The organism is Xanthomonas hortorum (assembly GCF_011305375.1).
Classification (GTDB): Bacteria; Pseudomonadota; Gammaproteobacteria; order Xanthomonadales; family Xanthomonadaceae; genus Xanthomonas; species Xanthomonas hortorum_E.
The window spans coordinates 63,474-88,560 of record NZ_VCME01000021.1 but is presented as its reverse complement, the minus strand read 5'-3'; the positions used below and the strand labels follow the sequence as shown (position 1 = coordinate 88,560).

At 64.5% G+C, this 25,087-nt stretch carries 21 protein-coding genes; 12 read left to right on the top strand and 9 right to left on the bottom strand.

Annotation, left to right across the window (positions count from 1 at the left end; all coding sequences use genetic code 11):
* Positions 1-40: 40 nt before the first annotated feature.
* The 4 genes from FFY45_RS17670 to FFY45_RS17655 all read left to right on the top strand — a co-directional run bounded on the left by FFY45_RS17670 (position 41) and on the right by FFY45_RS17655 (position 6,618).
* Positions 41-1,972: a DEAD/DEAH box helicase gene (locus tag FFY45_RS17670; protein ID WP_176341418.1), complete on the top strand. Its 1,932-nt coding sequence runs from the start codon at positions 41-43 to the stop codon at positions 1,970-1,972.
* A 275-nt stretch (positions 1,973-2,247) separates the two neighbouring features.
* Entirely contained in the window at positions 2,248-4,656 is a 2,409-nt protein-coding gene (locus FFY45_RS17665; protein WP_176341417.1) for a putative bifunctional diguanylate cyclase/phosphodiesterase, read from the top strand.
* Between the two features lie 44 nt (positions 4,657-4,700).
* On the top strand, positions 4,701-5,423 hold the full coding sequence (locus tag FFY45_RS17660) for a pseudouridine synthase (protein ID WP_176341416.1): 723 nt from the start codon (positions 4,701-4,703) through the stop codon (positions 5,421-5,423).
* 61 nt (positions 5,424-5,484) lie between these two features.
* Positions 5,485-6,618, top strand: coding sequence for a diguanylate cyclase (locus FFY45_RS17655; RefSeq protein WP_176341482.1), 1,134 nt, complete (start codon positions 5,485-5,487; stop codon positions 6,616-6,618).
* Between the two features lie 110 nt (positions 6,619-6,728).
* On the opposite strand, the gene FFY45_RS17650 is transcribed toward FFY45_RS17655, so the two are convergent.
* Together FFY45_RS17650 and FFY45_RS17645 are read right to left on the bottom strand one after the other, a co-directional pair.
* Positions 6,729-7,676, bottom strand: coding sequence for a DMT family transporter (locus tag FFY45_RS17650; protein WP_176341415.1), 948 nt, complete (start codon positions 7,674-7,676; stop codon positions 6,729-6,731).
* A 109-nt stretch (positions 7,677-7,785) separates the two neighbouring features.
* Positions 7,786-8,619, bottom strand: coding sequence for a DUF72 domain-containing protein (locus FFY45_RS17645; protein ID WP_176341414.1), 834 nt, complete (start codon positions 8,617-8,619; stop codon positions 7,786-7,788).
* A gap of 323 nt (positions 8,620-8,942) precedes the next feature.
* Between FFY45_RS17645 and rraA the strand changes: the two genes are divergently transcribed.
* From rraA to FFY45_RS17620, 5 genes are all read left to right on the top strand, one after another.
* Positions 8,943-9,443 (top strand): ribonuclease E activity regulator RraA, encoded by a 501-nt coding sequence (gene rraA / locus FFY45_RS17640; protein WP_176341413.1) that lies wholly within the window; start codon positions 8,943-8,945, stop codon positions 9,441-9,443.
* Positions 9,444-9,465: 22 nt separating this feature from the next.
* Entirely contained in the window at positions 9,466-11,061 is a 1,596-nt protein-coding gene (locus FFY45_RS17635; protein WP_176341412.1) for a serine hydrolase, read from the top strand.
* A gap of 334 nt (positions 11,062-11,395) precedes the next feature.
* Complete coding sequence (locus FFY45_RS17630) at positions 11,396-12,661, top strand: cation:proton antiporter (protein ID WP_043889313.1); 1,266 nt, start codon at positions 11,396-11,398, stop codon at positions 12,659-12,661.
* A gap of 244 nt (positions 12,662-12,905) precedes the next feature.
* Complete coding sequence (locus tag FFY45_RS17625) at positions 12,906-13,505, top strand: plasmid pRiA4b ORF-3 family protein (RefSeq protein ID WP_176341411.1); 600 nt, start codon at positions 12,906-12,908, stop codon at positions 13,503-13,505.
* A gap of 122 nt (positions 13,506-13,627) precedes the next feature.
* Complete coding sequence (locus tag FFY45_RS17620; RefSeq protein WP_176341410.1) at positions 13,628-15,460, top strand: ABC transporter ATP-binding protein; 1,833 nt, start codon at positions 13,628-13,630, stop codon at positions 15,458-15,460.
* A gap of 334 nt (positions 15,461-15,794) precedes the next feature.
* Here the strand turns inward: FFY45_RS17620 and FFY45_RS17615 are convergent, their stop codons facing one another.
* Positions 15,795-17,600, bottom strand: coding sequence for a DUF885 domain-containing protein (locus tag FFY45_RS17615; RefSeq protein ID WP_176341409.1), 1,806 nt, complete (start codon positions 17,598-17,600; stop codon positions 15,795-15,797).
* A 98-nt stretch (positions 17,601-17,698) separates the two neighbouring features.
* On the opposite strand from FFY45_RS17615, the gene FFY45_RS17610 reads away from it, so the two are divergent.
* Positions 17,699-18,055, top strand: a complete 357-nt coding sequence (locus tag FFY45_RS17610) for a GFA family protein (RefSeq protein ID WP_176341408.1) — start codon at positions 17,699-17,701, stop codon at positions 18,053-18,055.
* Positions 18,052-18,858, top strand: coding sequence for a DUF4349 domain-containing protein (locus FFY45_RS17605; RefSeq protein WP_176341407.1), 807 nt, complete (start codon positions 18,052-18,054; stop codon positions 18,856-18,858). Before FFY45_RS17610 ends, FFY45_RS17605 begins: the two co-directional genes overlap by 4 nt.
* A gap of 223 nt (positions 18,859-19,081) precedes the next feature.
* Here the strand turns inward: FFY45_RS17605 and FFY45_RS17600 are convergent, their stop codons facing one another.
* Together FFY45_RS17600 and FFY45_RS17595 are read right to left on the bottom strand one after the other, a co-directional pair.
* The gene (locus FFY45_RS17600) at positions 19,082-19,375 is read right to left on the bottom strand and encodes a hypothetical protein (protein WP_023903350.1); all 294 of its coding nucleotides are present in this window, start codon (positions 19,373-19,375) and stop codon (positions 19,082-19,084) included.
* A gap of 371 nt (positions 19,376-19,746) precedes the next feature.
* Positions 19,747-20,739: a LysR substrate-binding domain-containing protein gene (locus tag FFY45_RS17595; protein WP_176341406.1), complete on the bottom strand. Its 993-nt coding sequence runs from the start codon at positions 20,737-20,739 to the stop codon at positions 19,747-19,749.
* A 170-nt stretch (positions 20,740-20,909) separates the two neighbouring features.
* Here FFY45_RS17595 and FFY45_RS17590 point away from each other — a divergent pair, with 170 nt between their 5' ends.
* Positions 20,910-21,797 (top strand): DMT family transporter, encoded by an 888-nt coding sequence (locus FFY45_RS17590; protein ID WP_176341405.1) that lies wholly within the window; start codon positions 20,910-20,912, stop codon positions 21,795-21,797.
* Positions 21,798-21,915: 118 nt separating this feature from the next.
* Here the strand turns inward: FFY45_RS17590 and FFY45_RS17585 are convergent, their stop codons facing one another.
* The 4 genes from FFY45_RS17585 to trxA form a co-directional block, all read right to left on the bottom strand.
* Positions 21,916-22,824: a peptidylprolyl isomerase gene (locus FFY45_RS17585; protein WP_255172051.1), complete on the bottom strand. Its 909-nt coding sequence runs from the start codon at positions 22,822-22,824 to the stop codon at positions 21,916-21,918.
* A gap of 192 nt (positions 22,825-23,016) precedes the next feature.
* Positions 23,017-23,256 (bottom strand): DUF378 domain-containing protein, encoded by a 240-nt coding sequence (locus FFY45_RS17580; protein ID WP_176341403.1) that lies wholly within the window; start codon positions 23,254-23,256, stop codon positions 23,017-23,019.
* A gap of 171 nt (positions 23,257-23,427) precedes the next feature.
* Positions 23,428-23,877, bottom strand: coding sequence for a DUF4442 domain-containing protein (locus FFY45_RS17575; protein ID WP_176341402.1), 450 nt, complete (start codon positions 23,875-23,877; stop codon positions 23,428-23,430).
* Positions 23,878-24,206: 329 nt separating this feature from the next.
* A complete protein-coding gene (gene trxA, locus FFY45_RS17570) occupies positions 24,207-25,064 on the bottom strand; it encodes a thioredoxin (RefSeq protein ID WP_176341401.1) in 858 nt (285 codons plus the stop codon).
* Between the last annotated feature and the right edge of the window lie 23 nt (positions 25,065-25,087).

Genomic DNA, 25,087 nt, shown 5'->3' with positions numbered 1-25,087 from the left:
TTGCGCTTGCCGGATCCGTGCGGCGCCTCCGGAGTTACCAATGACCCAAGAATCTTCCGCGCCGCTGCTGTTTGCAGACCTCGGCCTCTCGGACGCTGTGATGAAAGCCGTTGCCAACGTTGGCTACGAGTCGCCGTCGCCGATCCAGGCTGCCACCATTCCCGCGCTGCTTGCCGGCCGCGACGTCCTCGGCCAGGCACAGACCGGTACCGGCAAGACCGCCGCGTTCGCGCTGCCGGTGCTGTCCAACGCCGATCTGAACCAGCTCAAGCCGCAGGCGCTGGTGCTGGCCCCGACCCGCGAGCTGGCCATCCAGGTCGCCGAGGCCTTCCAGAAATATGCCGAAGCCATTCCCGGCTTCCGCGTGCTGCCCGTGTACGGCGGCCAGCCCTACGCCCAGCAGCTGAGCGCGCTCAAGCGCGGCGTGCATGTGGTGGTGGGCACTCCCGGCCGCGTGATCGATCACCTGGATCGCGGCACCCTGGATCTGTCCCAGCTCAAGACGCTGGTGCTGGACGAAGCCGACGAAATGCTGCGCATGGGCTTCATCGACGACGTCGAAGCGGTGCTGAAGAAGCTGCCGGAAAAGCGCCAGGTGGCGCTGTTCTCCGCGACCATGCCGCCGGCGATCCGCCGGATCGCGCAGACCTATCTGAAGGACCCGGCCGAAGTCACCATCGCGGCCAAGACCACCACCTCGGCCAACATCCGCCAGCGCTATTGGTGGGTGAGCGGCCTGCACAAGCTGGATGCGCTGACCCGCATTCTCGAGGTCGAGCCGTTCGACGGCATGATCATCTTCGCGCGCACCAAGGCCGGTACCGAAGAACTGGCGCAGAAGCTGCAGGCGCGCGGTCTGGCCGCTGCCGCCATCAATGGCGACATGCAGCAGGCGGCACGTGAGAAGACCATTGCCCAGCTCAAGGACGGCAAGCTGGACATCCTGGTTGCCACCGACGTGGCCGCACGCGGCCTGGACGTGGAGCGCGTCAGCCACGTGCTGAACTACGACATCCCGTACGACACCGAAAGCTATGTGCACCGCATCGGCCGTACCGGCCGTGCCGGCCGCACCGGCGATGCGATCCTGTTCGTCACCCCGCGTGAGAAGGGCATGCTGCGTTCGATCGAGCGCGCGACCCGCCAGCCGATCGAAGAAATGCAGCTGCCCAGCGTGGATGCGGTCAACGACACTCGCGTGGCGCGTTTCATGACCCGCATCACCGAGACCTTGGCCGGCGGCCAGATCGAGATGTATCGCGATCTGCTGCAGCGCTACGAGAGCGAGAACAACGTGCCGGCGATCGATATCGCCGCGGCGATGGCCAAGTTGCTGCAAGGCGATTCGCCGTTCCTGCTGACCCCACCGGTGCGTGGCGCACGCGAGGAATTCGCACCGCAGCGCAACGAGCGTGCCGATCGCGGCGATCGTGGCGAGCGTCCACGCTTCGAGCCGAAGTTCGAGCGTGGCCCGCGTGCCGATGGCGAGCGCGCCGCGCGTCCGCCGCGTGCCGAGCGCCCTGCGTTTGCCGGTGACGGTGCTGGCGCCGAGCGTCCGCGTCGCGACCCGGTCGCTCCGCGTGGCGAACCGGAAGTCGGCATGGAGAGCTACCGCATCGAAGTGGGCCACACCCACGGCGTGAAGCCGGCCAACATCGTCGGCGCGATCGCCAACGAAGCGGGTCTGGAAAGCCGCTACATCGGCCGTATCGACATCCAGGACGATTATTCGATTCTGGATCTGCCGGCCGACATGCCGCGCGAATTGCTGACGCACCTGAAGAAGGTCTGGGTGTCCGGTCAGCAGCTCAACATGCGCAAGCTGGAAGAGGGCGAGGCCGCGGCGTCGCCGTCCAAGCCGCGCTTCCCGCGTAGTGGCAAGCCGGCCGGTCGCCCGAATGGGCCGAACCGTCCGATGGACCGTGCCGGTGCGCCGCATCGCAAGGGTCCGCCCAAGCCGCGCGGCGAGTAAGCGCAGCTGACAAACCGGCTGCGTGTGGCCGCCCGGTCCACGTAGTCGGCGTTCGGAACCGGTATGTGTATTGACGCATACCGGATCACGCGTCTGGTTCTGCAGTCGTTGCCCATCGCGAACCACCCTTTGTTAGTCATGCTAAGTCCGTGAGGCAGTTGTGCTCGCCGGGTGCGTATTGCCATACAGACTCGGTCGTTGCGGCCGCTACAGCCTTCAGGCGCCCACTGGGCGCCTGAATCGCATTGGGCAGCGGCGGGGGGACGAGGATGGCGATGGCGCAGGCGGCACGCGGCAAAAGCGGTGGTCGGACCATGCACGTGATGCGCGGCTGGCTGACACTTCCCTTGGCATTGCTGATCGGTGTCGCTGTCGGCATGGCGATGCTCTCTGCGCTGATGATCGAGGTCCAGTCCGGCGCCACCGCCTGGATCGTCGGCCAAAGCCATTGGTCCAACGCCCAGCAGGAGTCGGTGTACTGGTTGGAGCGCTATCTGGTGAGCGGCGATCCGGCCGACCTGCAGGCCGCCTGTCGCGCACTGGAGGTGCCACTGGGCGATCGTGCGGCGCGTCAGGCGGTCGAACAGCCGGTGATCGACTGGGACGCGGTGTACGCCGGTCTCGCTGCAGGGCGCAATGCCCGCCAGGACATGCCGCAAATGGTGCGGTTGTACCGCTACGGCCAGGTGTTTCCGTACCTGAGCGAGGCGATCGCGCTGTGGAAACACACCGACGCCGATATCCTGCAGCTGAGCGTGCTGGCCGACAGGGCGGCATCGGCGCAAGCCACCAGCCGGCCGGACCCGCGCGCGCTGCAGAACCTGCGCGAGGACCTGCATCTGCTGGATGCGCGCATGCGCGGCGATGCCGAAAAATTTCAGGCCTTGCTGATCCGCTGCGCGCGACTGCTGCACGATGTGATGGTGTTCTGCAGCGTGGCCACCTTGCTGCTGGTGCTGACCACCTGCGTGCTGGCGATGCGCCGCATCCGCGATTATCTGCTCTCGCACGAGGGCCGCTTCCGCACTGCGTTTCAGCAGGCGGCGCTGGGCATGGTCAAGTTCGACCTGCGCGGTCGCGTGCTCGATGCAAACACCTCGATGGCCAACATCCTGCGCTACCGGCCCGAGGAACTGCAGGCCTGCACGTTGGCCGAGGTGATGCATCCGGACGATATCGCGCTGGACAGCCGCGGCATGATCGACTGGCCCAGATTAATGCAGTCCGGCGAACTGCGCTTTCTGCGCGCCGACGGCGGAGTGATGTGGGGGCGCTGGAGCGCCTCGCTGGTGGAGCCGGGCCCGGAAGAACCGACGCTGGTGCTGGCGGTGATCGAAGATGTCTCGCATGCGCACGAGCTGGCCGACGAAGTGTCTTTCCACGCGCGCCACGATGCCTTGACCGGCTTGATCAATCGCCACGAGATCGAGCGCCGGCTGCTGCGCCTGATCGAACCACCGCAATCGCCGCAGCTGTGCCATGCGCTGTGCTTTGTGGACCTGGATCATTTCAAGCTGGTCAACGACACCTTCGGGCATGCGGTCGGCGACAAATTCCTGTGCCATTTCGCCGACGTGATCACCATGCAGCTGCGGCCCGGCGATTGGCTGGGGCGGCTGGGCGGCGACGAGTTCGCGATCCTGCTGGCCAATACCGATCTGCTGCAGGCGCAGGCCTTGCTTACCCATATGCACGGCGTGCTCGGGCAGCCGTGGAGCCATCAGGGCGGCAAGCCGCTGACGCCCAGTTGCAGCTTTGGCGTGGTGGAAATCCGCCAGGGCGCCAGTGATCTCAACGCCTTGATGACCGCTGCCGATCTGGCCTGTTATGCGGCCAAGGAAGAAGGGCGTAACCGCATTCGCTGTTTCGACGAAAACGATCTGGCGCTGGCGCGGCGTCGCCACGACGGTGGCTGGATCAGCGCGGTGCAGCAGTCCATTGCCGAACAGCGTTTGCTGCTGTATGCGCAGAAAATCCAGGTGCTGAGCGACCCGGGACGCCTGCAGTACGAAGTGCTGGTGCGCATGCGCGCGCGCGACGGCCGCGTGCTGAGCCCGGGCGAATTCCTGCCTGCGGTGGAGCGCTATGGCCTGGGTCGCATGGTCGATGTGCATGTGCTGGAAACCTTGTGCGCGCAATTGGCGGCCAACCCGCTGCATGTGGCGAGGCTGGATCTTTGCCATGTGAATCTGTCGGCGCAATCGATCGCCCAGCCGGATTTTCTCGACTTCGTGTGCGCCTTGTTCGAGCGTTACCCCACGCTGGTGCCCAAGCTGTGCATGGAGATCACCGAGACCGCGGTCATCGGCAATCTGGAGCAGGCGCAGCGTTTCGTGCAGAGCGTGCGGGCGCGTGGCTGCCATGTGGCGCTGGACGATTTCGGCAGCGGTCTGGCCTCGTTCGGTTATCTCAAACAGTTCACCGTGGACGTGCTGAAGATCGATTGCGGCTTCGTGCGCAATTACGCGCACGACGCGGTCGATCGCGCCGCAGTGCATTCGATCGCGCAGGTCGGCCTGGCGCTGGGGATCGAAGTGGTGGCCGAAGGAGTGGAGTCGGAAGCCGATATCGCCGGCCTGCGCGAGGCCGGCGTGGGCCAGGTGCAGGGTTTCAGCCTGCATCGCCCATGCCCGCTGGACGAGCTGGTGCAGGCCTCCCTGCCGTTGATGGCGGTGCCCGGATAGCTGCGACGGCTCACGATTGCCGATAAATCGCCGATAATCGGCAGATGACAACTCGACTCAACAAATACATCGCCGAAACCGGCTTCTGCTCCCGCCGTGAGGCCGATCGGCTGATCGGCGAACGCCGCGTCACCGTCAACGGCGTGCCTGCCGGCACCGGTGCGGTGGTGGGCGAGGAAGATACCGTGCTGGTGGACGGCCAGCCGCTGCGCACCCGCGCTGCCAGCAAGCCCGGTGGCCGCAAGCATGTCTACATTGCGCTCAACAAGCCGGTCGGCATCACCTGCACCACCGAGAGCTCGGTCAAGGGCAATATCGTCGAATTCGTCGGCCACGAGCAGCGCATCTTCCCGGTCGGCCGGCTCGACAAGGAGTCCGAGGGGCTGATCCTGATGACCAGTAACGGCAACATCGTCAACGAGATCCTGCGTGCGGAAAATCGCCACCAGAAGGAATATCTGGTGGCGGTCAACAAGCCGGTCACCGACGAATTCCTGCGTGGCATGGCACGCGGCGTGCGCATCCACAACGAGACCACGTTGCCGTGCCGCACCGCGCGCATCGCCAAGTTCGGCTTCCGCATCGTGCTGGAGCAGGGCTTGAATCGGCAGATCCGCCTGATGGCCTCCGAATTCGGCTACCGCGTGACCCAGCTGCGTCGGGTGCGCATCGACAACATCAAGCTGGCCGCGCTCAAGCCGGGGCAGTGGCGCAACCTCAGCGATGCGGAACTGCGCGGCTTGCTGCCGCAGCGCACCGAGTGGTGACGCCGCAAGGCATGGGCTGAACGGAAGCGACACGGTGTCTCGGGTAGTCCGGCGCATCCCGATAGTCGAGCTTGACGCGCTCGGTCATACTTTCGCCGCAAATAGCCAGCTGGGGAGCGGGCAGGTGATCAAACCGGAATTGCCGGACAACGAGGCCGAGCGGCTTGCAGCGCTACGCCAGTACGAGGTGCTGGATTCGCCGCCTGAGCGCGCGTTCGACGATCTCACCATGATCGCGTCCACGCTGTGCGAGACGCAGATGGCGGCCGTGGTGTTGGTGGACGAAGACCGCCAGTGGTTCAAGTCTGCGCATGGCGCGCCACGCGGCGAAGCGCCGCGCGACATCTCGTTCTGTGCGCACGCGATCCTGCGCCCGGACGAAGTGTTGATGGTCGACGACACCTTGCTCGACCCACGCTTCCACGACAACCCGATGGTGACCGGCACTTCTGCGGTGCGCTTCTACGCCGGTGCACCGTTGGTGACCAGTGAAGGGATGGCACTGGGCTCGCTGTGCGTCTTCGACCAGAGCCCGACGCATCTGCGCGATGAGCAGCGGCAAGCCTTGCAAGCGTTATCGCGGCAGGCCTCGTATCTGCTGGAGTTGCGCCTGGCCGGCAAGCGCCTGCGTCAGCAGTTGCATGAGCGCGAATGGTACGAGCAGCAGATGGCCGGTTATTACGCGCAGATGGATGCGTTGAACGCGGATCTGGTCGAGCAGACCCGCACCGATCCATTGACCGGCTTGCCCAACCGGCGTGCCTTTGCGGCTGCCTTGGCCGCGGCGACCGAGCAGACGCGTGCGGCAGGCCAGCCGTTGTCGGTGGCGTTGCTGGACGTGGACCACTTCAAGACCGTCAACGACGTGCACGGCCACGACCAGGGCGATGTGGTGCTGCGTGAGCTCTCGGCGTTGTTGCGCGCGCATGTCGCCGGTGCCGGCACCATCGCGCGTTACGGCGGCGAGGAATTCGTGTTGCTGCTACCCAATGTGGATCTGCTGCAGGCGCGCGTGCAATGCGAATACCTGCGCCAGAGCGTGGCGGTGATGACGATCGCGCTGCCGGTGACGGTAAGTATCGGCGTGGCAACGCTGCATCCGCAGGAAAACGTGGAAGCGGTGATCAAGCGCGCCGACCAGGCCTTGTATGCGGCCAAGCGCGGCGGGCGTGATCAGGTGGTGGCGTTGGGGTAGGGCGGTGCTGCTGCGCGTGCCGATGCTTCATCGATAATGCCTGTCGCGGCCTGGGCCGCTCCTACGATGGCGTTCGATGGAATTTGGCGATGCTCCATTGCGCTGCGCAGTCAATCGACGATATTTTTCGCTTCGGCGGTACCGAGCAATTCCGGGTGCACGATCTTGCGCCGGCGTTCCAGCATGGGATGCAGGAATACGGCGCCGAGAATGATCGCCACGCCCAGATAGAACTGCAGGGTCAGCTCGCGCTGTTCGCCGAGCAGCGCGATTGCCAGCACGATGGCGTAGACCGGTTCCAGGTTGGTCACCAGCTGTACCGAGTAGGCGCTCAGATGGCGCAAGGCCACCAGTGCCAGTGCAAACGGCAGCAAGGTGCAGGCCAGCGACAGCACGAGCAGCAGCACGCCATCGTGCAGGCTGGGAATAATCAGCAGATTGCCATGCAACGACGGCAACAGCAGCGGCATTGCCGGTGCCAGCAAGGTCAAGGTCAACGTGCCGGCGCCGAGTTCCAAGGCAATGACGGTGAGCGGGTCGGCATGCGTCACCATGCGCTTGTTGAGCGAGCCGAATAACCCGACAAATACCGCCGAAATAGCGCCAACCACCACGCCGGCACGCATGCCATCCGGCACGCCGCCGACCACCAGCGCTACGCCCGGTAACACCGCCAGCCCGAACAGCAATTCGCGCGGGCGGAACGGCCGCTGCGTCACCCACGGCTCGATCACTGCGGTAAATACCGGCGCCAGCGCAATGCAGGTCGCCGCCACGGATGCATTGGCCAACTTGATCGCGCCGTAGAAGGTCAACCAATGCAACGCCACCAGTGCGCCGATGCCGCAATAGCCCAGCACCACCCGCCCGGACAAGCCGCGCAGTCCGCGCCAGACGCGCGGCAACAGTGCCAGCGCCACCACCACGATCAACATCCGCCACCATACCAACGGCAACGCCGGCAGCGTGATCAGCTTGCCCAGGATCGCGGTGATGCCCCAGAGCAGGACGCAGAAATGGATTTGCAGTTGCGCCTTGCGCAGATCGGTCGTGGGCATGCGCCATTGTCGCCTAATTCGTCATGCCGCCAAACACGCGCCGCTTGCGCGCCAACCACGTCGAGCGGCCATGCACGCGGGTTGCTGACGGCGGCACGCGCTGGCGGGACTAGCGCGAACCCAGCGTCTGCAGCAACGCCATCGCAGCAGCGGGATTACGCTCTTTCGCAGCACTGATGAAAAACACGAACACCTCGCGCGGTGTGGCTTTGGCTTGAGGCTCGGCATCAATGTGCGGTAGATCCGCCGGATCCTCGCCACGCCGCCAGGCCTGGATGCGCTCGGCCCAGCGCGCCAACGCCGGCGCCGGATAACCTGTAGTGAGACGCGCCTGGCTGCGCATCAAGCGCGCATAGACAAAATCGGTGGACAGATCGGCAAAGGATGGATGCTCCTCCGAATCGGTGAACACCGTGGCCACGCCGTGCCGGCGCACCAATGCCAGTAGCGAGGCGTCCACCGCGTCGTGGTCGCGGATTTCCAGCACGTGCCGCAGCACGCGCTTGCCGGCGCGTTTGGGCAGCAGCGACAGAAAACCATCCAGGTCATCGGCCTGCAGGCGATGCCCCTGTTCGAACTGCCACACCAACGGGCCGAGCGTGGCGCCAAGCTCGGCAATGCCACCGATGAAGTCTTCCACCTGCGCCTTGGTGCCCGCCAGCTTGCGCGATTGGGTGATACGGCGCGGCGCCTTGGCGGAGAACACGAATCCCGGCGGCACTTCGTCGCGCCACTTCGCGTACGTCGCCGGCTTTTGCGCGCCGTAGTAAGTGCCGTTGATTTCGATCGCAGTGACGTGGCGGCTGGCGTATTCCAGCTCGCGCCGTTGCACCAACCCATGCGGATAGAACATGCCCCCGCGCCACGGCGCATACACCCAACCGCCAATACCGACATGGATGCCATCGAGCGCGGGCGGGGGTGCGTCAAATAGGTCGGTCATGGCGGGCTCCACAGTGGCGTAATGACAGCCACGTGTGCCCAGCTGCGGGCAGATCGAGGCATGCCTGGCTGGATGATAGCGTCGCCGGGCTTGCAGGGATGAAGGCCCAGCGACCAGGGACTGTTGGGTGCGCATGTGGCATGCACGGGTGATCAAGTTGGTCGGGTGACGTCATGCATCGTTGTGGCCATTCAAAAAAACGGCGCCGCGCACTTGCAAGGCGTAAGCGCTGCAGACACACCTTCTGCCTACCAGCCGACCATCGGCTTACACGGATGCTGCCATGCCGCTACCATCGGATATCGCCGCTTGAGATCGCACCGATGACCTGGACCACGCCTGATCTGTGTGACCGCTTCCCAGAGGTGCATGTCGCCGAGCCGCTGTTCCGCCACTTCGGCGGGCGTGCGGCGTTTTACGGGCCAATTGCGACGGTGCGCTGTTTCGAGGATAACTCGCGCGTGCGCGAGCTGGCCGCCACGCCTGGTGATGGGCGGGTGCTGGTGGTGGACGGGCAGGGCTCGTTGAAGCACGCGTTGCTGGGCGACCAGATCGCCGCGCAGGCAGTGGCCAATGGCTGGGCCGGCGTGTTGATCCACGGCTGCGTGCGCGATGTGGAGATTCTCGCCACGCTGCCGCTGGGCGTGCTGGCGTTGGGCGCTTGCCCACGCCGCACCGAGCGGCGCGATCTGGGCGAGGTGGAGGTGCCGGTGAATTTCGCCGGGGTGGCGTTCGTGCCGGGCCATTGGCTGTACGCCGATGCCAACGGCGTGTTGGTGGCAGCGCTGCCGCTGTCGTTGGACAGTGCCGGCGGACCGATTTGATCGAGAAAATAAGGACGTGCTGGTGACCTTGAACCGATGGCTGAGTGGAGGCGTGCTGATGCTGGCAGGCGTGATGACGACAACGCAGGCAGCCGAGCTTCCCGCTGGCATGCAGCAGTTCGATGCGCAGATGGAGCGCGTGCGCAAACAGTTCGATGTGCCCGGGATTGCAGTGGCCATCGTCAAGGATGGACAGGTGGTACTGGAGCGTGGCTACGGCGTGCGCGAGATCGGCAAGCCCGCGCCGGTGCAGGCCGATACCTTGTTCGCCATCGCATCCAACACCAAGGCATTTACGGCGGCCTCGTTGTCGATGCTGGCCGACGAGGGCAAGCTCTCGTTCGACGACAAGGTCATCGACCACTTGCCGTGGTTTCGCATGTCCGAGCCGTATGTCAGCGGTGAGATGCGCCTGCGCGATCTGCTCGCGCACCGCAGCGGCTTGAGCCTGGGCGCAGGTGATCTGTTGTTCTGGCCGACCACCAGCTACAGCACCGAAGAGGTCGTGCAGCGCTTGGCCAACGTGCCGTTGAAGGGCGGTTTTCGTGATCGCTACGCCTACGACAATATCCTGTATGCAGTTGCGCAGAAGGTCATCGAGCAGGTGTCCGGTCAGACCTATGCGGCGTTTTTGCAGCAACGCATTTTTGCCCCGGTCGGCATGCGCGGTACGCGTTTCAACGCCGATCATCTGCAGCCTGGCGACAACGCGGCAGTGGGCCATGCCAAGTACGACTTCACCGAGTTGCGCACGGTCGCGCCGCTGACCTGGTCCAACAATTCCGGTGCCGGCGGCATCTATTCCAGCGCGCATGACATGGCGCTGTGGATGAAGCTGCAACTGGCCGCTGGCGCGTTGCCCGATGGCACCGCGTTGTTCAGTGCCAAGCGGCAGCAGGACATGTGGTCGATGATCACACCGATTGCGATCGCCGAGCCGGCGGTACCGGAGCTGGCCGCAGCACGCCCCAACTTTGCCGGCTACGGTGAAGGCTGGAGCCTGAGCGATTATCGCGGGCATCGGCTGGTGTGGCACACCGGCGGCTGGCCGGGCATGGTGTCGCGGCTGACTCTGGTGCCCGATCAACACCTGGGCGTGGTGGTGCTGACCAATCAGGAAGTCGGTGCAGCGTTCAATGCGGTGACCTTGCAGGTGCTGGATGCGTTCTTGCAGGTGCCGGCCACCGACTGGACGGCTGCCTATGCCAAGGCGGTGGACAAGGCCGACAGCGATGCGGACACCAGCTGGAAGAAGCATCTGGACGCACGCGCAGCCCGCTCCACGCCGTCGTTGCCGTTGCGCAGTTATGCGGCGACCTATCGCGACCCGTGGTACGGCGATGTGGTGATTCGCCAGGATGGCAAGCGCCTGCGCCTGCAGTTTTCCAAGACCGCGCAGCTGGTCGGCACGCTGGAACATTGGCAGCACGACAGCTTTATCGTGCGCTGGGACGACCGCAGCTTGAATGCCGATGCCTTCGTCAATTTCGCATTGACTCCGGATGGCGCGGTCCGGGAGATGCGCATGGAGGCAATCTCGCCGTTGACCGATTTCAGCTTCGATTTCCAGGATCTGGTGTTGACGCCGGTGGCAGAAGGGCAGCCGACGCAGAAGTGATGCGCTGTTGGTTGCGAAGGCGGGCCACAGCCAATGCACGGAGCGTGTAGTGGCTGGCGGCCACGGCAGCCTGGGCGCATCGTCCAGTGCTACCCCCCAACCGACTGCACCGCATCGGGATCACGATCTGCGCTGCAGCACGAGCGTCAGCAAGGCATTGATCACGGCGCGTGTGGGCAACCGAGCTCGGCGCGCATCACCACGTCGCTTGGCTTGCCGGTGCAGCACAGCCCTGCCGACCCCGGGCGATGCCTGCGTGCCAGCTGCACGATGGCTATCGCCCGCCGGCACGGCTCGATATGATCCGCGCACCCTCAAAGATGTTGCCTTGCGCATGACCACTCCGCAGATGTCGGTGTATTTCTTCTTGCAGGCTGCAGTGATCTTGCTGATCTGCCGTCTGGTGGGTTTGTTGGCCAAGCGGGTGGGGCAGCCGCAAGTGGTGGGCGAGATGATTGCCGGCGTGGCGTTGGGCCCTTCGTTGTTCGGCATGTTGCTGCCGGATGTGCAGGCGGCGCTGTTTCCCAAGCAGACGCTGGACGTGCTGTACGTGCTGGCCCAGTTCGGCGTGGGGCTGTACATGTTCCTGGTCGGTACCGACTTCCGCAGCGACCATTTCCGCGCGCGCTATCGCAGCGCGATGAGCGTGTCGTTGGCGGGGATCGCGGTGCCGTTCGCGCTGGCCTTTGCGATGTGTCCGTGGCTGATCAACGTGGATGGCTTGTTTTCGGAAAAAGCCAAGTTGACGGAAGCTTCGCTGTTTCTGGGCGCGGCCATTGCCATTACCGCCTTCCCGATGCTGGCGCGCATCATCCACGAGCGTGGTCTGACCAATAGCCCGTTGGGCACGCTGGCGTTGACGGCCGGCGCGTTCGACGATGCGGCGGCGTGGTGCATTCTGGCGATCGTGCTGGCCAGTTTCGGCGGCAGTTGGGGAGGCGCGTATCTGGCCATCGGCGGTGGCGTGGCCTACGCGTTGTTCATGATTTTTGTCGGCCGCCATCTGCTGCGGCGGCTCGAGAATTACGTGGTGGCGGACCAGCCGCTGAGCAACGGCGTGTTGGCGGTGATCCTGATGCTGTTCTGCCTCAGCGCCTGGGCGATGGATGCGATCGGCATCCATGCAGTGTTTGGCGGCTTCCTGCTCGGCGTCTGCCTGCCCAGGGGCGCGTTGACCGAAAAACTGCGCGAGATGATGCAGCCGTTCGTGGTGGTCTTTCTGCTGCCGATGTTCTTCACCTATTCCGGTCTCAAGACCCAGCTCAGCGTGCTGCTGCAGCCGCAGATCATGCTGGCCGGCGTGGCGATTCTGGCGGCATCGTTCATTGGCAAGGGATTGGCCTGCTGGGCCGCTGCACGGATCACCGGCGAGAACAATCGCGATGCGATGGCGATCGGGTCGCTGATGAATGCACGCGGTTTGATGGAGCTGATCATCATCAATATCGGCTTGCAGGCCGGCGTGATCGAGCAAGGCCTGTTCTCGGTGCTGGTGCTGATGGCGATCCTGTCCACGCTGATGGCCACGCCGCTGTTCAACTGGATCATGCGCCGCCATGCGCACGTGACCGATGCGGTGCCGAGTCTGCAGCAGCGCTGAGGTTGCTTCGCAGATTCTGTAGATGCAGGGCCAAACTGGCGTCGCGCTGCGGTGGAACTACTTGATGCCGCCACGCCACGCTGCGAGGTACTGAAAGCGCGTCTGCCATCTGCGTGCGCTTGCTTGCGTCCTTGCATGCGTCATCGATATTGACCACCTGCAATTGGGCGGCTGCAAGTATGCAGCGATGCAGCCGGTGGCGCATCGCTGCATACTTGCACCGCAAACAGGTAGCCAAGACACGATGAGCAAGGCCAAAAAAAAGAAAGCCGCACAGCAGGTGGTGCAGGCACCCGTACCGGTGTATCAGCTGCATCTCGCGCTGGTGGGTAGCATGCCGCTGGTGTGGCGCCGATTGCTGGTGGCCGGGTCGCTACGCCTGGCAACGCTGCATCGCGTGCTGCAGCCGGCGATGGGCTGGAATAACGCGCATCCGTACGAGTTCGACCTGGGTGGCGGCCGCTACGGCGAGTCCGGGCTCGATGTTCCCGACCGCCCACGGCTCAAGCATGCAGGCCGCGTCACGCTGGAAAGCGCGGTGGGCGAGCTGGAGTGGTTCGATTATTTCTACGGCAGTGGTGCGGGCTGGCAGCATCGCCTGCAGGTGGAGGCGATCCTGCCGCCGTATACAGGCCTGCGTGGCGCCCGTTGCGTGGACGGCGCCAATGCCTGCCCGCCGGAAAACAGCGAAGGCATCGAGGATTACCTGGAATTTCTGCAGATCATCGACGACCCAAGCCATGCGCAACACGTGCAAGTGCTGGCGACGTTGGGTGGTCGCTTCGATCCGGCGCATTTCGATCTGGACGAGGTCAACCGGTTGCTGGCACGTGTTCGCGACTAGACATGGCTGACAACCCGTAGCGAACCGTCATCCTTGACGACACAGCCATCCAGCGCCAACGCCACTGCGGCTTGACGCGTGATCGGCTAGCCTGATCTCCCGGTTTTTCCAAAGTGTCTGCAATGTTCCGCTGGTTCGAATCCCTGATCGATGTCTTCCCGCCGATCGAGCGGGAAATGCCGCCACGTAGCGTATGGCGGTTCTATCTGCATTATCTGCGGCCGTTGTGGCCGATCCTGCTGGCGACGCTGATCGCCGGGTTGCTGCTCGCGCTGGTGGAAGTGGCGATGTTCGACTTCCTCGGTCGCATCGTCGACATGCTGGCCGAGCGGCCGGGGCCGGAGTTCTTCCGTCGCCATGCTGGCGAACTGGTGTGGATGGCGCTGATCACGCTGGTCGCGCGGCCGCTGTTCACCGGCCTGCATAACCTGCTGGTCAATCAGGCGATCGTGCCGGGCTTGAGCAACCGCTCGCGCTGGCTGATGCACAACTACGTGGTGCGGCAGAGCCTGGGCTTTTTCCACAACGATTTTGCCGGGCGTATCGCCAATCGCGTGATGCAGACCGGTACTTCGCTACGCGAATCGGCGGTGCAGATGGTCGATGCGCTCTGGTACATCGTGGTCTATACCGGCAGCGCGTTGTGGCTGTTTGCGCAGGCCGATCCATGGTTGATGCTGCCGTTGTCGCTCTGGCTGGTGGTGTACGTGGCGCTGATGGCGTTCTTCGTCCCGCGCATGAAGGCGCGTGCGTGGATCGCATCGGATGCACGCTCCAAGGCGACCGGGCGCATTGTCGATGGCTACACCAATATCTCCACGCTCAAGCTGTTTGCACATGCCGGCCGCGAGCAGGCGTATGTGCGCGATGCGATCGATGAATTGACGGTCAAGCATCGCGGCCAGACGCGCGTGACCACCGTCATGGATACCGCCATTGCGGTGGCCAATGGCTTTCTGATCGTGGGCACCTGCGGGCTGGCGTTGTGGCTGTGGAGCCGCGGCCAGATCAGCGTGGGCGCGATCACGCTGGCGACCGGCCTGGTGATCCGCATCCACAACATGTCCGGCTGGATCATGTGGACGGTCAACGGCATCTTCGAAGATATCGGCAGCGTGCAGGACGGCATGCAGACCATTTCGCAGCCGGTGCTGGTGCAGGACGTGCCCGATGCAGTGCCGCTGCAGGTGACGCAGGGACAGGTGCAGTTCGAGCACATCCATTTCCATTACGGCAAACGTGGCGGCGTGATTGCCGGGCTGGATCTGCAGGTGCGTGCGGGCGAGAAGATCGGCCTGGTCGGGCCCTCCGGTGCGGGAAAGTCGACCTTGGTCAACGTGCTGCTGCGGCTGTACGACCTGGAGCAGGGGCGCATCCTGATCGATGGGCAGGACATCGCGCAGGTGACGCAGGAAAGCCTGCGCGGGCAGATCGGCCTGGTCACGCAGGACACCTCGTTACTGCATCGTTCGATTCGCGACAACCTGTTGTACGGGCGGCCGCAGGCCACCGAAGCGCAGATGCTGGAGGCTGTGCGCAAGGCGCGCGCCGAGAGCTTCATCGACACGCTGGTGGATGGCGAGGGCCGCCGCGGCTTCGATGCGTATGTGGGCGAACGCGGGGTCAAGCTGTCGGGCGGTCAACGGCAGCGCATCGCGATTGCACGCGTGTTGCTGAAGGACGCGCCGATCCTGATTCTGGATGAAGCCACCTCTGCGCTGGATTCGGAAGTGGAAGCGGCGATCCAGGACAGTCTGGACGCGTTGATGGGCGACAAGACGGTCATCGCAATTGCGCACCGGCTTTCGACCATCGCGCGCATGGACCGGCTGGTGGTGATGGATGCGGGACGCATCGTCGAAACCGGCACGCATGCGGAATTGATCGCGCAGGGCGGGCTGTATGCACGGCTGTGGGCGCGGCAGACGGGTGGGTTTGTTGCGGCGGATGGGTGATGTAGTTGGTTGGTAGATTGCTTAAAACGCGCAACAACGGCACTGGCAAGCCCCTCTCCTACGGGAGAGGGGTTGGGGTGAGGGTACGGGGCGTAGCCACTTGCTAGTTGGGCCACACGAGGCTTCGCCCGTACCCTCATCCGCCCCTGCGGGGCACCTTCTCCCGAGGGGAGAAGGGATGTAGGCAGCTCTTCATTAAGCCCCTCTCCCGTCGGGAGAGGGGTTGGGGTGAGGGTACGGAGCGAAGCTACTCGCTAGTTGGACCACACGAAGCTTCGCCCGCACCCTCATCCGCCCCTGCGGGGCACCTTCTCCCGAGGGGAGAAGGGACTACTCACTCGATCGGCTGATCCAACATCAACTCGCGTGCAAAGCGCACCGGTGGGGCGCCATACGACAGCATCTGGTCGTGGTAGGCCTTGAGGTTGAATTTGTCGCCCAGCTTGGCCTGCACCGCCTTGCGCGTATCCAGATGTTCCTGCACGCCGACGAAGTAGGTTGGCAGCTGCGCGGACGACAACTGCGCACGCACCCACTTGCCCGAGGCTTCGCTCTCTTGCTGGAAGGTGTCGTGGGTCATCAGGTGCATCGCCTTGTCGCGCTCCCAGCCGTCCACATGCACGCCCTGGTCGAGGATGGCGTTGGCAATGGTGCGCAGGTAGAACTTGAGCTGCACCAGATGGAATAACGGGTCGTTATCCAGATACCCCTGTTCCTGCATCATGCGCTCGGTATACACCGCCCAACCTTCGGCGAACATGCCCGAGCGCAGTACTGCGCGTAGCGTGGAGGGGAATTTGCCCGAGTGCCAGCCTTCCAGGTAATGGCCAGGGGTGCCTTCGTGAATGCTGAGCAGGTGGATCATGCGGCTGTTGTACTCGCGCAGGAAGGAATCGACCTGCTTCTCGTTCCAGTCGTCGGGAATCGGCGACACCGCATAAAACGTCTTGAGATTTTTGTCGAGCGGGCCGGGCGAATCGCAATACGCCACCGCCACGCCGCGCTGGAATTCCGGCATCAGGATGATGTCCACCGGCGAATCGGGCAGTGTCATCAAATCTTTCTGACGCACGAACTCGGTGGACTGCGCCAGTGCGGCCTTGGCAGCGTCCACCACCTTGTCGCGTGCCGGCTTGTCGGCATAGGCCAGTTCCAACGCTGCTTCGATCGCGGCCTGCTGCTGATCGTCGCTGGGGGCAGCGGGCAGTTTCGGTGCGCCAGGCTTGTCCTTGAGCACCGTGCGGGCGATGCCGTACATCTCGCTGCGCACACGCTTGAGTTCGGATTCGGCACGCTGCTTGATGTCGGCACGCGACAGCGACGACAGCAGCGCGAATTTCAGCTTCTGATCGTAAATCTGCGCGCCTACGCGGAAATCGCCCTTGGCATTTGGCACCAGCACGGTGTCCAGCCAGGTCTGCTGCTCGGCCACGGCCTTGCGCAGCTTGTCGATGGCCGCTTGCGCGCGCGCGGCTTCGATCGGGCCGAGCTGGCCGATGTTGGGCGCGATAAAGGTATCGACGATGCTGAGGATGCCCTTGTTCTGCTTGGCCACCGTCTCGGCGTGGATCTTCGGCACGCGGGCCGGGTCCAGGTTTTCGCGCGCCTGCGCAAAGATGCCGGGAATCTTCTCCATGCGCTGGGTGGCGGAGGTCAGCCGCTCGGGCAGCGGCGCGAACTCCCGCGCCATCAAGCCGTACAGCGCACTGCCGGCCAGGCCGTTGTAGACCTGCGGGTCCCAGGCCCAGCTTTGCAGCACCTCGGTGTTCCAGATTTCCGATTGCAGCTGATTGCGCAAAATGGCTGCATCGACCTGGTTCTCGCGCGACAGCTTGGCGACCTCAATGGCATCCAGCTCGGCCAGCAGTTGTTTACCCGCATCCAGGCTGCGCTGACGGCCGGCGGTGCTCAGGTCGTCGATCTGCGTGTCGAAGCGGTGATCGCCGGTCTGGGTGGCAGTGACCGGCGACAGCTGCATCCAGGTGTCGAGTGCACGCTTGGACAGTGCGGCAAAGCGCGCGTCCGGCGTCTGTGCGTCCTGGGTGCTGGCATCACTGGTGCCGGCGCGGGGTGATTCGGGCTGCTGCTGGCAGGCGCTGAGGCCGGCGAGCAGGGCGAGGACGAGCAGGCGTTGACGCATGGTGGATTCCGATCGAAGCAATCCGCCAGCATAGGCATGTGCGCGCTTGTCCGCATCCGCCATTGGTTTAGAGTGGCCTGATTCCAAGGAGGATCACCATGCACTACGCCGGTAGCTGTCATTGCGGACGCATCGCGTTCGATCTTCAGACCGATGCGCCGATCACCGAGGCGTACGACTGCAATTGTTCGTTGTGCCGTCGCCGCGGCGGCCTGCTGTGGTTCGGGACGCGCACGCAACTGCGTCTGCGGAGTGAGTCGGAGGCGCTGGGAACCTACCGCTTCAATCAGCATCACGTCGATCATCATCATTGCCCGCACTGCGGCATTGCCCCGTTCAGCGAGGGCATGAATCCCCGAACCGGCGAGGCCAGTGTGGCGGTCAATGTGCGCTGCCTTCCCACTCTGGATCTGACCGCGTTGCAGGTACATGCGGTCGATGGAGCCAGCCGATGAGGCGCGGCGCGCAGCGTTACGCGGTCGGCTTGCTGCTGGGCTGGGCGCTGAGCGGGTGCGCCAGGCACTCGGCAGAGATGGCCGCAGACGGTGGCGCTCCGGCACCGGCGCCGCCCGCCGCGCAGGGCAATGCATTGGCGTATGAGCACGATGTACGCATCGAGCTGCCCGCCGACCAGATCGGCCAACGTATCGTGGCGGTGCGCAATGCCTGCCAGGCGGCGCAGTTCGGCGACTGCGCGTTGCTGGCAGTCGAACAAACGGGTGGTCGCGACCCCAGCGGCAGCGTCAGCGTGCGGCTGGCGCCAGATGGCATCGAGCCGATGGTGCAACTGGCCGGCCAGCACGGCGATGTCGCCGCGCGCAGCACGCGTGCCGAGGACCTGGCGCAGCAGATCGCCGACACCGGCCTGGCGCAGGCGCGTTTGCAGAAAGAACACGCACGCTTGCTGGAATTGCAGCAACGCCGCGATTTGGCGGTGACCGATCTGCTGGCATTGTCCAAGCGCCTGGCCGAAATCGAAGCCGAGGCGCAACAGACTCAGCAAGAAGCGGCGCAGCAACAACGCCGTGTGCGCACGCAACTGCTCACGCTCAACTTCCGCAGCACCGGCGGCGAGCAGGGCAGGGGCGAGATTGCCGAAGCGGGCGCCGAGTTCGGCCAGGTGTTCGCGTCCAGCGTGGCCTTCGTGATACGCGCGGTTGCGGCATTGCTGCCGGTCGCCGTGGTCGCGGTGATTGCCGGCTGGTTGCTGCTGCAGGCCTGGCGCTGGCGTGCGCGGCGGCGGCGCATTACGCGGTGACGTCGGGAAGCTGCCGGGCTCAGCGCAGCATTTTCGGTCTGGTGGTCAAGCTGGTCGGCGATGCTGCACCAGCTTGCACGTGCTCGGCTTTATTTAAAAAGCGAGAGTGCGTGTGCGCGCCGCCTGCCTGACGCAGGCGGCATTGCAGCGAACGCTGTGATGCAACACCGCTGAGCGAGGACCGCGCGTGCGCCATGGCCGCGCAGTCGTCGCTGCGGCGTGCTCAGCCTTCGTCGACTTCGTATTCGACAAACACGTCCAGCTGCAGCGCCAGTTCCTGCACGGCATCGCGCACCTTCTGCGCGGTGGCTTCGTTGCCGGCTTCCACTTCGAACTCGTGGCTGCCCGGACCTTCGTCGTCGGACAGACCGGCCGAGCTGGAATCATCGTCGTCCAGATGCGGCATCAGATCGTCCACTTCTTCCACGTGCTCGATGCCTTCGATGCTTTGCAGCAGATTGGCAATGGCACGCGCGTCGTCGTCGGTGCCGGTGATACGCATGCGAAGAGTTGGCATGGGAATGTCCTAGGGGTTGGGGAGCTAAAGCCTAGGCATCGACAGGAAAAAACGAGGTGATGGTGCGCGTTAGATGCTCCATCGACTGTGTAGCCCAACGAGCGCTTTCCCCGCTCGACATGAAGCCCCTCTCCTGCGGGAGAGGGGTTGGGGTGAGGGTACGGGGCGAAGCCTCTGTGTCGTCTAACTGCACTAGGCTTCGCTCGTACCCTCATCCGCCCCTTCGGGGCACCTTCTCCCGGAGGGAGAAGGGACAGCAGATCCAGACTTCGCTGCTGCTTCGGGCACCTTCTCCCATGAAGGAGGCAATGTCCCGGAGGCAGAAGGAATGCTCGCGCCGTGTTGTATGCAAAGACGATTCCTGCGCGACCTCATTCCGACGCCGACGCCTTGCGCGATCGTCGACCCACACGCGCCTTACTCAAGGTCTCGCTTTCCGGCAACGTCACCAACTCGGCCGGCAGCGCCGGCATCGGGGTGCGTTCGTCCAGTGCTTCGCGTTTTAGCCAGTCGATAAAGGCCGTCGCTGCAGGACTGGGAACGCGATGGCTGGGGTGCACGATGTAGTAGGCGTAGCGTGCCTTGAGGGTGGGGCCGGGCAGGCGTACCAGTTCGTAGCGCTGCAGATACGGTTGCGCGATGTGCTTGCGCGCCAGCACTGCGCCCAGGCCATAGACCGCGGCGCGCATGGCATCGGTGCTGTCGTTGAAGGTGTGCATCGGCGGCAACGTGGTGCCGCGCACCTGCGCGGCGCGGAACCAGTCGCGCCAGCCTTGCGGCGACATGTCGCTCAGCAGCGGCAATTGCGCGATCTGCGCCGGCGTACGCAGTGCGGCGACCTCCGGCAAGGACGGCGAGGCCACCGGGAACAACTCGTCGTCCATCAGATGATGCGAGGTCAACCCGGGCCATGCGCCCTGGCCATAGCGAATGCCCAGATCCGGGCCGCCTTCTTCGAAGCGCGAAAATGCCGCGTCCGATTGCAGGTCCATGCGGATATGCGGGTGCGCGCGACAAAAGCGCGGCAGCCGCGGCAACAGCCAGCAATACGACAGCGAACGCAGTGTGGTCACGCGCAGCGGGATGGCGTCTTCGCGTGGATGCAGGTTGCCGGCCACCGCAGCGATTTCGGCCAGCGCAGCACTGGCGGCATCGGCCAGTTGACGCCCCTCGGCGGTGAGCTTGACCCCGCGCGGCAGCCGCTGGAACAAGGTCGCGCCCAACAGTGCTTCGAGCTTGCGTACGTGGTGGCTGACCGCACTGGCAGTGAGGTGCAGTTCTTCGGCGGCATGCGCGAAGTTCTGGTGGCGCGCAGCGGCGACAAACACGCCCAGCGCAGGTAACAGGGTCGGACGCAGATTCATCGAGGCATGAGTGAGATTTGTGGCTCGCCTCGATATTACGCGCTTGTCGTGCCTGCGGTTGCAACCGATGCTGCATTACCCCTTAGCGATGATCGTGCCATGTCCGTTTGCCTGCCTGGTGTTGTTTCCTGCCTTTTCAGCACACCACAGCAGCGTCCGGAGGCACGTTCATGAGTGCGCACCCGTCGACACAGCCGGGAGCGGTAACACGCGAATGGCGCACCCCGCTGGAACTGGGTTTCCTCGGCATCGTCTGGGGCTGCTCGTTCCTGTTCATGCGCGTAGCCGCGCCGAAGTTCGGCACCGTGGTGCTGGTGGAAATTCGCCTGGCGCTGGGTGCGTTGGTGTTGTTGCCGTTTCTGTGGCTGGCGCGCGAGCGCTTCCCCTTGCAGCGCTGGCCGATGCTGGCAGCGATCGGCGTGCTCAACTCGGCATTGCCGTTTTTGTTGTTCGCCTGGGGTGCGCAACACGCGCCGGCTGCGGTCGGTGCGATCTGCAATGCGATGACGGTGTTGTTCACAGCATTGATCGCGTTTCTGTTTTTCGGCGAGAAGATCGGCACGCGTCGCGCGCTGGCGTTGCTGATCGGTTTCATCGGCGTGCTGGTGTTGGCCACCGGCAAGTCGGCTGGATTGAGCGTGGGGCCTGCGGCGCTGGCTGGCGCCACCGCGTCGCTGCTGTACGGCATCGGCTACAACCTGGTGAAGCGCCATATGGGCGATCTGCCACCGGCCGCATCGGCGGCATCCACGCTGGGCTGCAGCGCCTTGCTGCTGGCACCGCTGGCGTGGTGGCAGTGGCCGACCACGCCGGTGCCGGCGGTGGCCTGGGCCTGCGCCACCGCACTCGGTGTGGTGTGCACCGGGTTGGCGTTTTTGATGTACTACCGGTTGATCCAGCGCATCGGCCCGGCGCGTGCCTCCACGGTGACCTATCTGGTGCCGGTGTTCGGCGCATTACTGGCGTGGTCGCTGCTGGGCGAGCCGTTGACCTGGACCATGCTGGTGGCCGCGGTGCTGATCCTGGGCAGCGTGGCCTTCAGTCAGCGCGCCCGCTGAGCGAGCACGCTAAGCGTGCGCGCAGGTCTGAAAATGTCTGAGCCTGGCTATGCTTTCCCGAATCCCGAATCCCGAATCCCGAATCCCGAATCCCGAATCCCGAATCCCGAATCCCGAATCAGCCGGCCGCTGGCGGCGCGCGCACCGGCAACGGCACATTGCACAGATCGATATGCCCGGCAGGGCGCTTGTAGAAATCGTCCTTGCGATTGCGGCGCGCTTCGGCCACGTCGCGAAAGGTCTGGCTGTCGGTGCGCAACAACTGCAAAGGGGTGCGCTCGGGCAGCGGCACTTCGCTGGCCAGGCGAATGGCGCGGATCGGTGCGCGTTGTGCAGGGTCTTCGTAGAAACCCATCGGGTCCGGGCCGCGCGGCGTCACGCTCAATAATTCCATGCCTTTGACCACGCGGCCGACCACGGTGATGTTGCGGTCCAGCTGGCGCGGCGATTGCCCGGTGACCACATACAACTCGGCGCCGATGCTGCTGTCTTCGTCGTTGTTGCGGCCGGCGCCTAACGTGCCGTAGCAATGCGCCAGCCAGGTCTTGCCACTGGCGCTGTCACGGCCCACCGGAAAGCCATCGACAAAGCCCACCTGCGGCGCCCAGCCATCGCTGTCGGGCAGGCGCTGGAAATCCAGGCCCTGCGATGCGCGTTCGAATTCGGCCGGCAGATGTGTCTTTGCCGCGCCCAGCGATTTGGCCTTGGCCGGGGTTTCGCCGTCCGGGTCGCCGAACTGCACCACGAAGTTGTCCTGCGAGCGATAGATGGTCAGCCCGTCCCAGAAGCGCTCGTGCGCCAGGGTGTGGATGTTGCCCACATGGGCGGGCGCAAATTGCGGCGCCAATTCGATGATCACTCGGCCTCCGTCCAGTTCCATGTACAGCGTGCGGTCCGGGTCGAGCACACGCCATGCGCTGGCCGGCGAGCTGTCCAGAATCTGTTGCGGGCTGCGATAGGCCGCATTGGCGGCAGCGGGCAACAACAACGCGAGCAGGCAGGCGGAAGCTAAGGTGCGCAGGAGCATGAAGGCAGCCAAGCGGAGAAGGTGACTGATTCTTGCCGACCACGCGCCAAGACGCAAAGCACATGCGCCACACAGCACGACGCCGGCAAGTGTGCCGGCGTCGTGTCATCGATCAGTTGCCTACTGCAATTGCGGATTGAAAGCTGCAGGCTGACAGCGACATCTCAACGCTGCATGCCGGGTGATGCACGCTTACGAATTACGCACGTGCGGGCTGGTGTGGTGATCGGTCGCGGTGTGGTCGTTGCGGAACAGCGGGACCAGCTGCCACAACGCAGAGACGCCGACCAGCGTGTAAACCACACGCGACAGCAGCGCGTCCTGCCCGCCAAACAGCGTGGCGACCAGATCCAACTGGAACAGGCCGACCAGGCCCCAGTTCAAGCCGCCGACGATAAGAAGCACCAGGGTGATGACGTTGATCGTTTTCATGAAGACAATCCGTGTGGGTTGGGAGACCCCAGAGTCCGCATGCCGCGCGCAACACCTTGTGAGCGTGCGCGGAGGCACGACGGGCTTGCGCACGCCACGATCACGTCCAGCCGACGCGCGTGAAACCGATGCAGTGTGTTGGCCATCCGGCAGCGCGCCTACGGCGCAGTGTCAGCGTGCCGGTTTGCGCTTGACGTACAACTGCTTGCGCACCCGTGCCACCACCTCGCCCTGGCGGTTGTGCACGTCGTTTTCGAACCAGCGCAGATGTTTTTCGCCGCTGGCCGTGGCCTGACGCACTTCGGCGAGCATGCCGTCGTCGATGACGAAATCCGCGCTCACCGTACCGCGCCCGGGTTTGACGAACTCGATGCTGCCTGCCTTGTCCCAGACGTAGTAGTCGCGCCCCAGGTTCTGCATGGTCAGCAGCATCCAGAACGGGTCGGTCATTGCGAACAGGCTGCCGCCGAAATGGGTGCCGACGTAGTTGCGATTCCACGGGCGCTGGCGCAGCTCCACGCGTGCATAGCGGTAATCGGCCGACAGCACGGTGACGTGGATGCCGGCGAACAGATACGGCGGCCACAGGTTGATGCCGAGCTTGAACAGTGAAGCGCGCATGCGGCCAGATTCCATGGCAAGGGCAGATGCGCAGCATAACATTCGCATGCGTATGGAGGGATGCCGCAGGTCGACATTGAAGTGGTCGTGTCATGCTGCGAGCCGGTCCAGACTGCGCGTCATCGCCGGCCGAGCAGTCGCGCGCTGTGCCTCGCCGCTTGGTGCACACCCGGGCAAGGGCCCGCCGTTGCGGGGCAGCCTTCGTAGGAGCGGACCTTGCCGCGACGGCGCGCTACCCGGGAACACCTTATCGGCGACTGGCGGGTAACGCCTCGTCGCGGCCGGGTCCGCTCCTACGTGTCCATGTGACGCCGCAGCGCCATCGGCTGTCAGAACACCAACGACGACATCTTGCGGCGATAGCGGCCGACCAGGTCTTCGTCCTCGATCACGCGGAATGCATCGATCAGGCTGCGGCGCGGCAGGTTGTCGTCGAAGGTGCGGTCCTGCCGCAGCATCTCCAGAAATTGCTCCAGGGCGGCTTCATCGTTGCCGTCGAGCAGATGGCGCACGCCGAGCAGGTGGCGCGCACGCAGGTCGGCGCCGTTGGCGGCCACGGCGGCCTGCAGCGCGTCCGCATCCGGCGCGTCTTTCAGGACGTTGGCAAAGCTCAGCCGCGCCTTGGCACGCACCGCGCGGTCGTCGGTGGCCAGGTTGGCGGGCAGGGCGTCGATCAGCTGCTCGGCCTCGGCGGTGTCGCCGGTCTTGAGCAGTGCCAGCGCCAGGTCCAGCTTGAGTTCGTCCTTGTCCGGCTCGGCGGCGATCGCCTCGCGCAGCGCGGCGGCCTGGTCCTGCGGGTCGAGCGGCGCCGGCGGGAGTTCTTCGACCACCTGCGCCTCGGCTGGCAGCACACCATGCTGGGTCAGGAATTCACGGATCTGGCCTTCCGGCATCGCGCCGGGGAAACCATCCACCAGCTCGCCGCCCTTGACCAGGAAGACCGTCGGCACCGAGCGGATCTGGAACGCGGCGGCGATCTGCTGTTCCTTGTCCACATCGACCTTGGCCAGCTCGAACGCACCGTTGTAGTCGGCGGCGAGCTTTTCCAGGATCGGCGTCAGCGACTTGCACGGGCCGCACCAGGTGGCCCAGAAATCCACCAGTACCGGTGTCGTCAACGATTTCTGCAGGACCTCGGTCTCGAAGGTGTCGGTGGTGGCATCGAATACGTGCGGCTTGTCGGACATGGGCTTCCTGAAAAGATGACGGC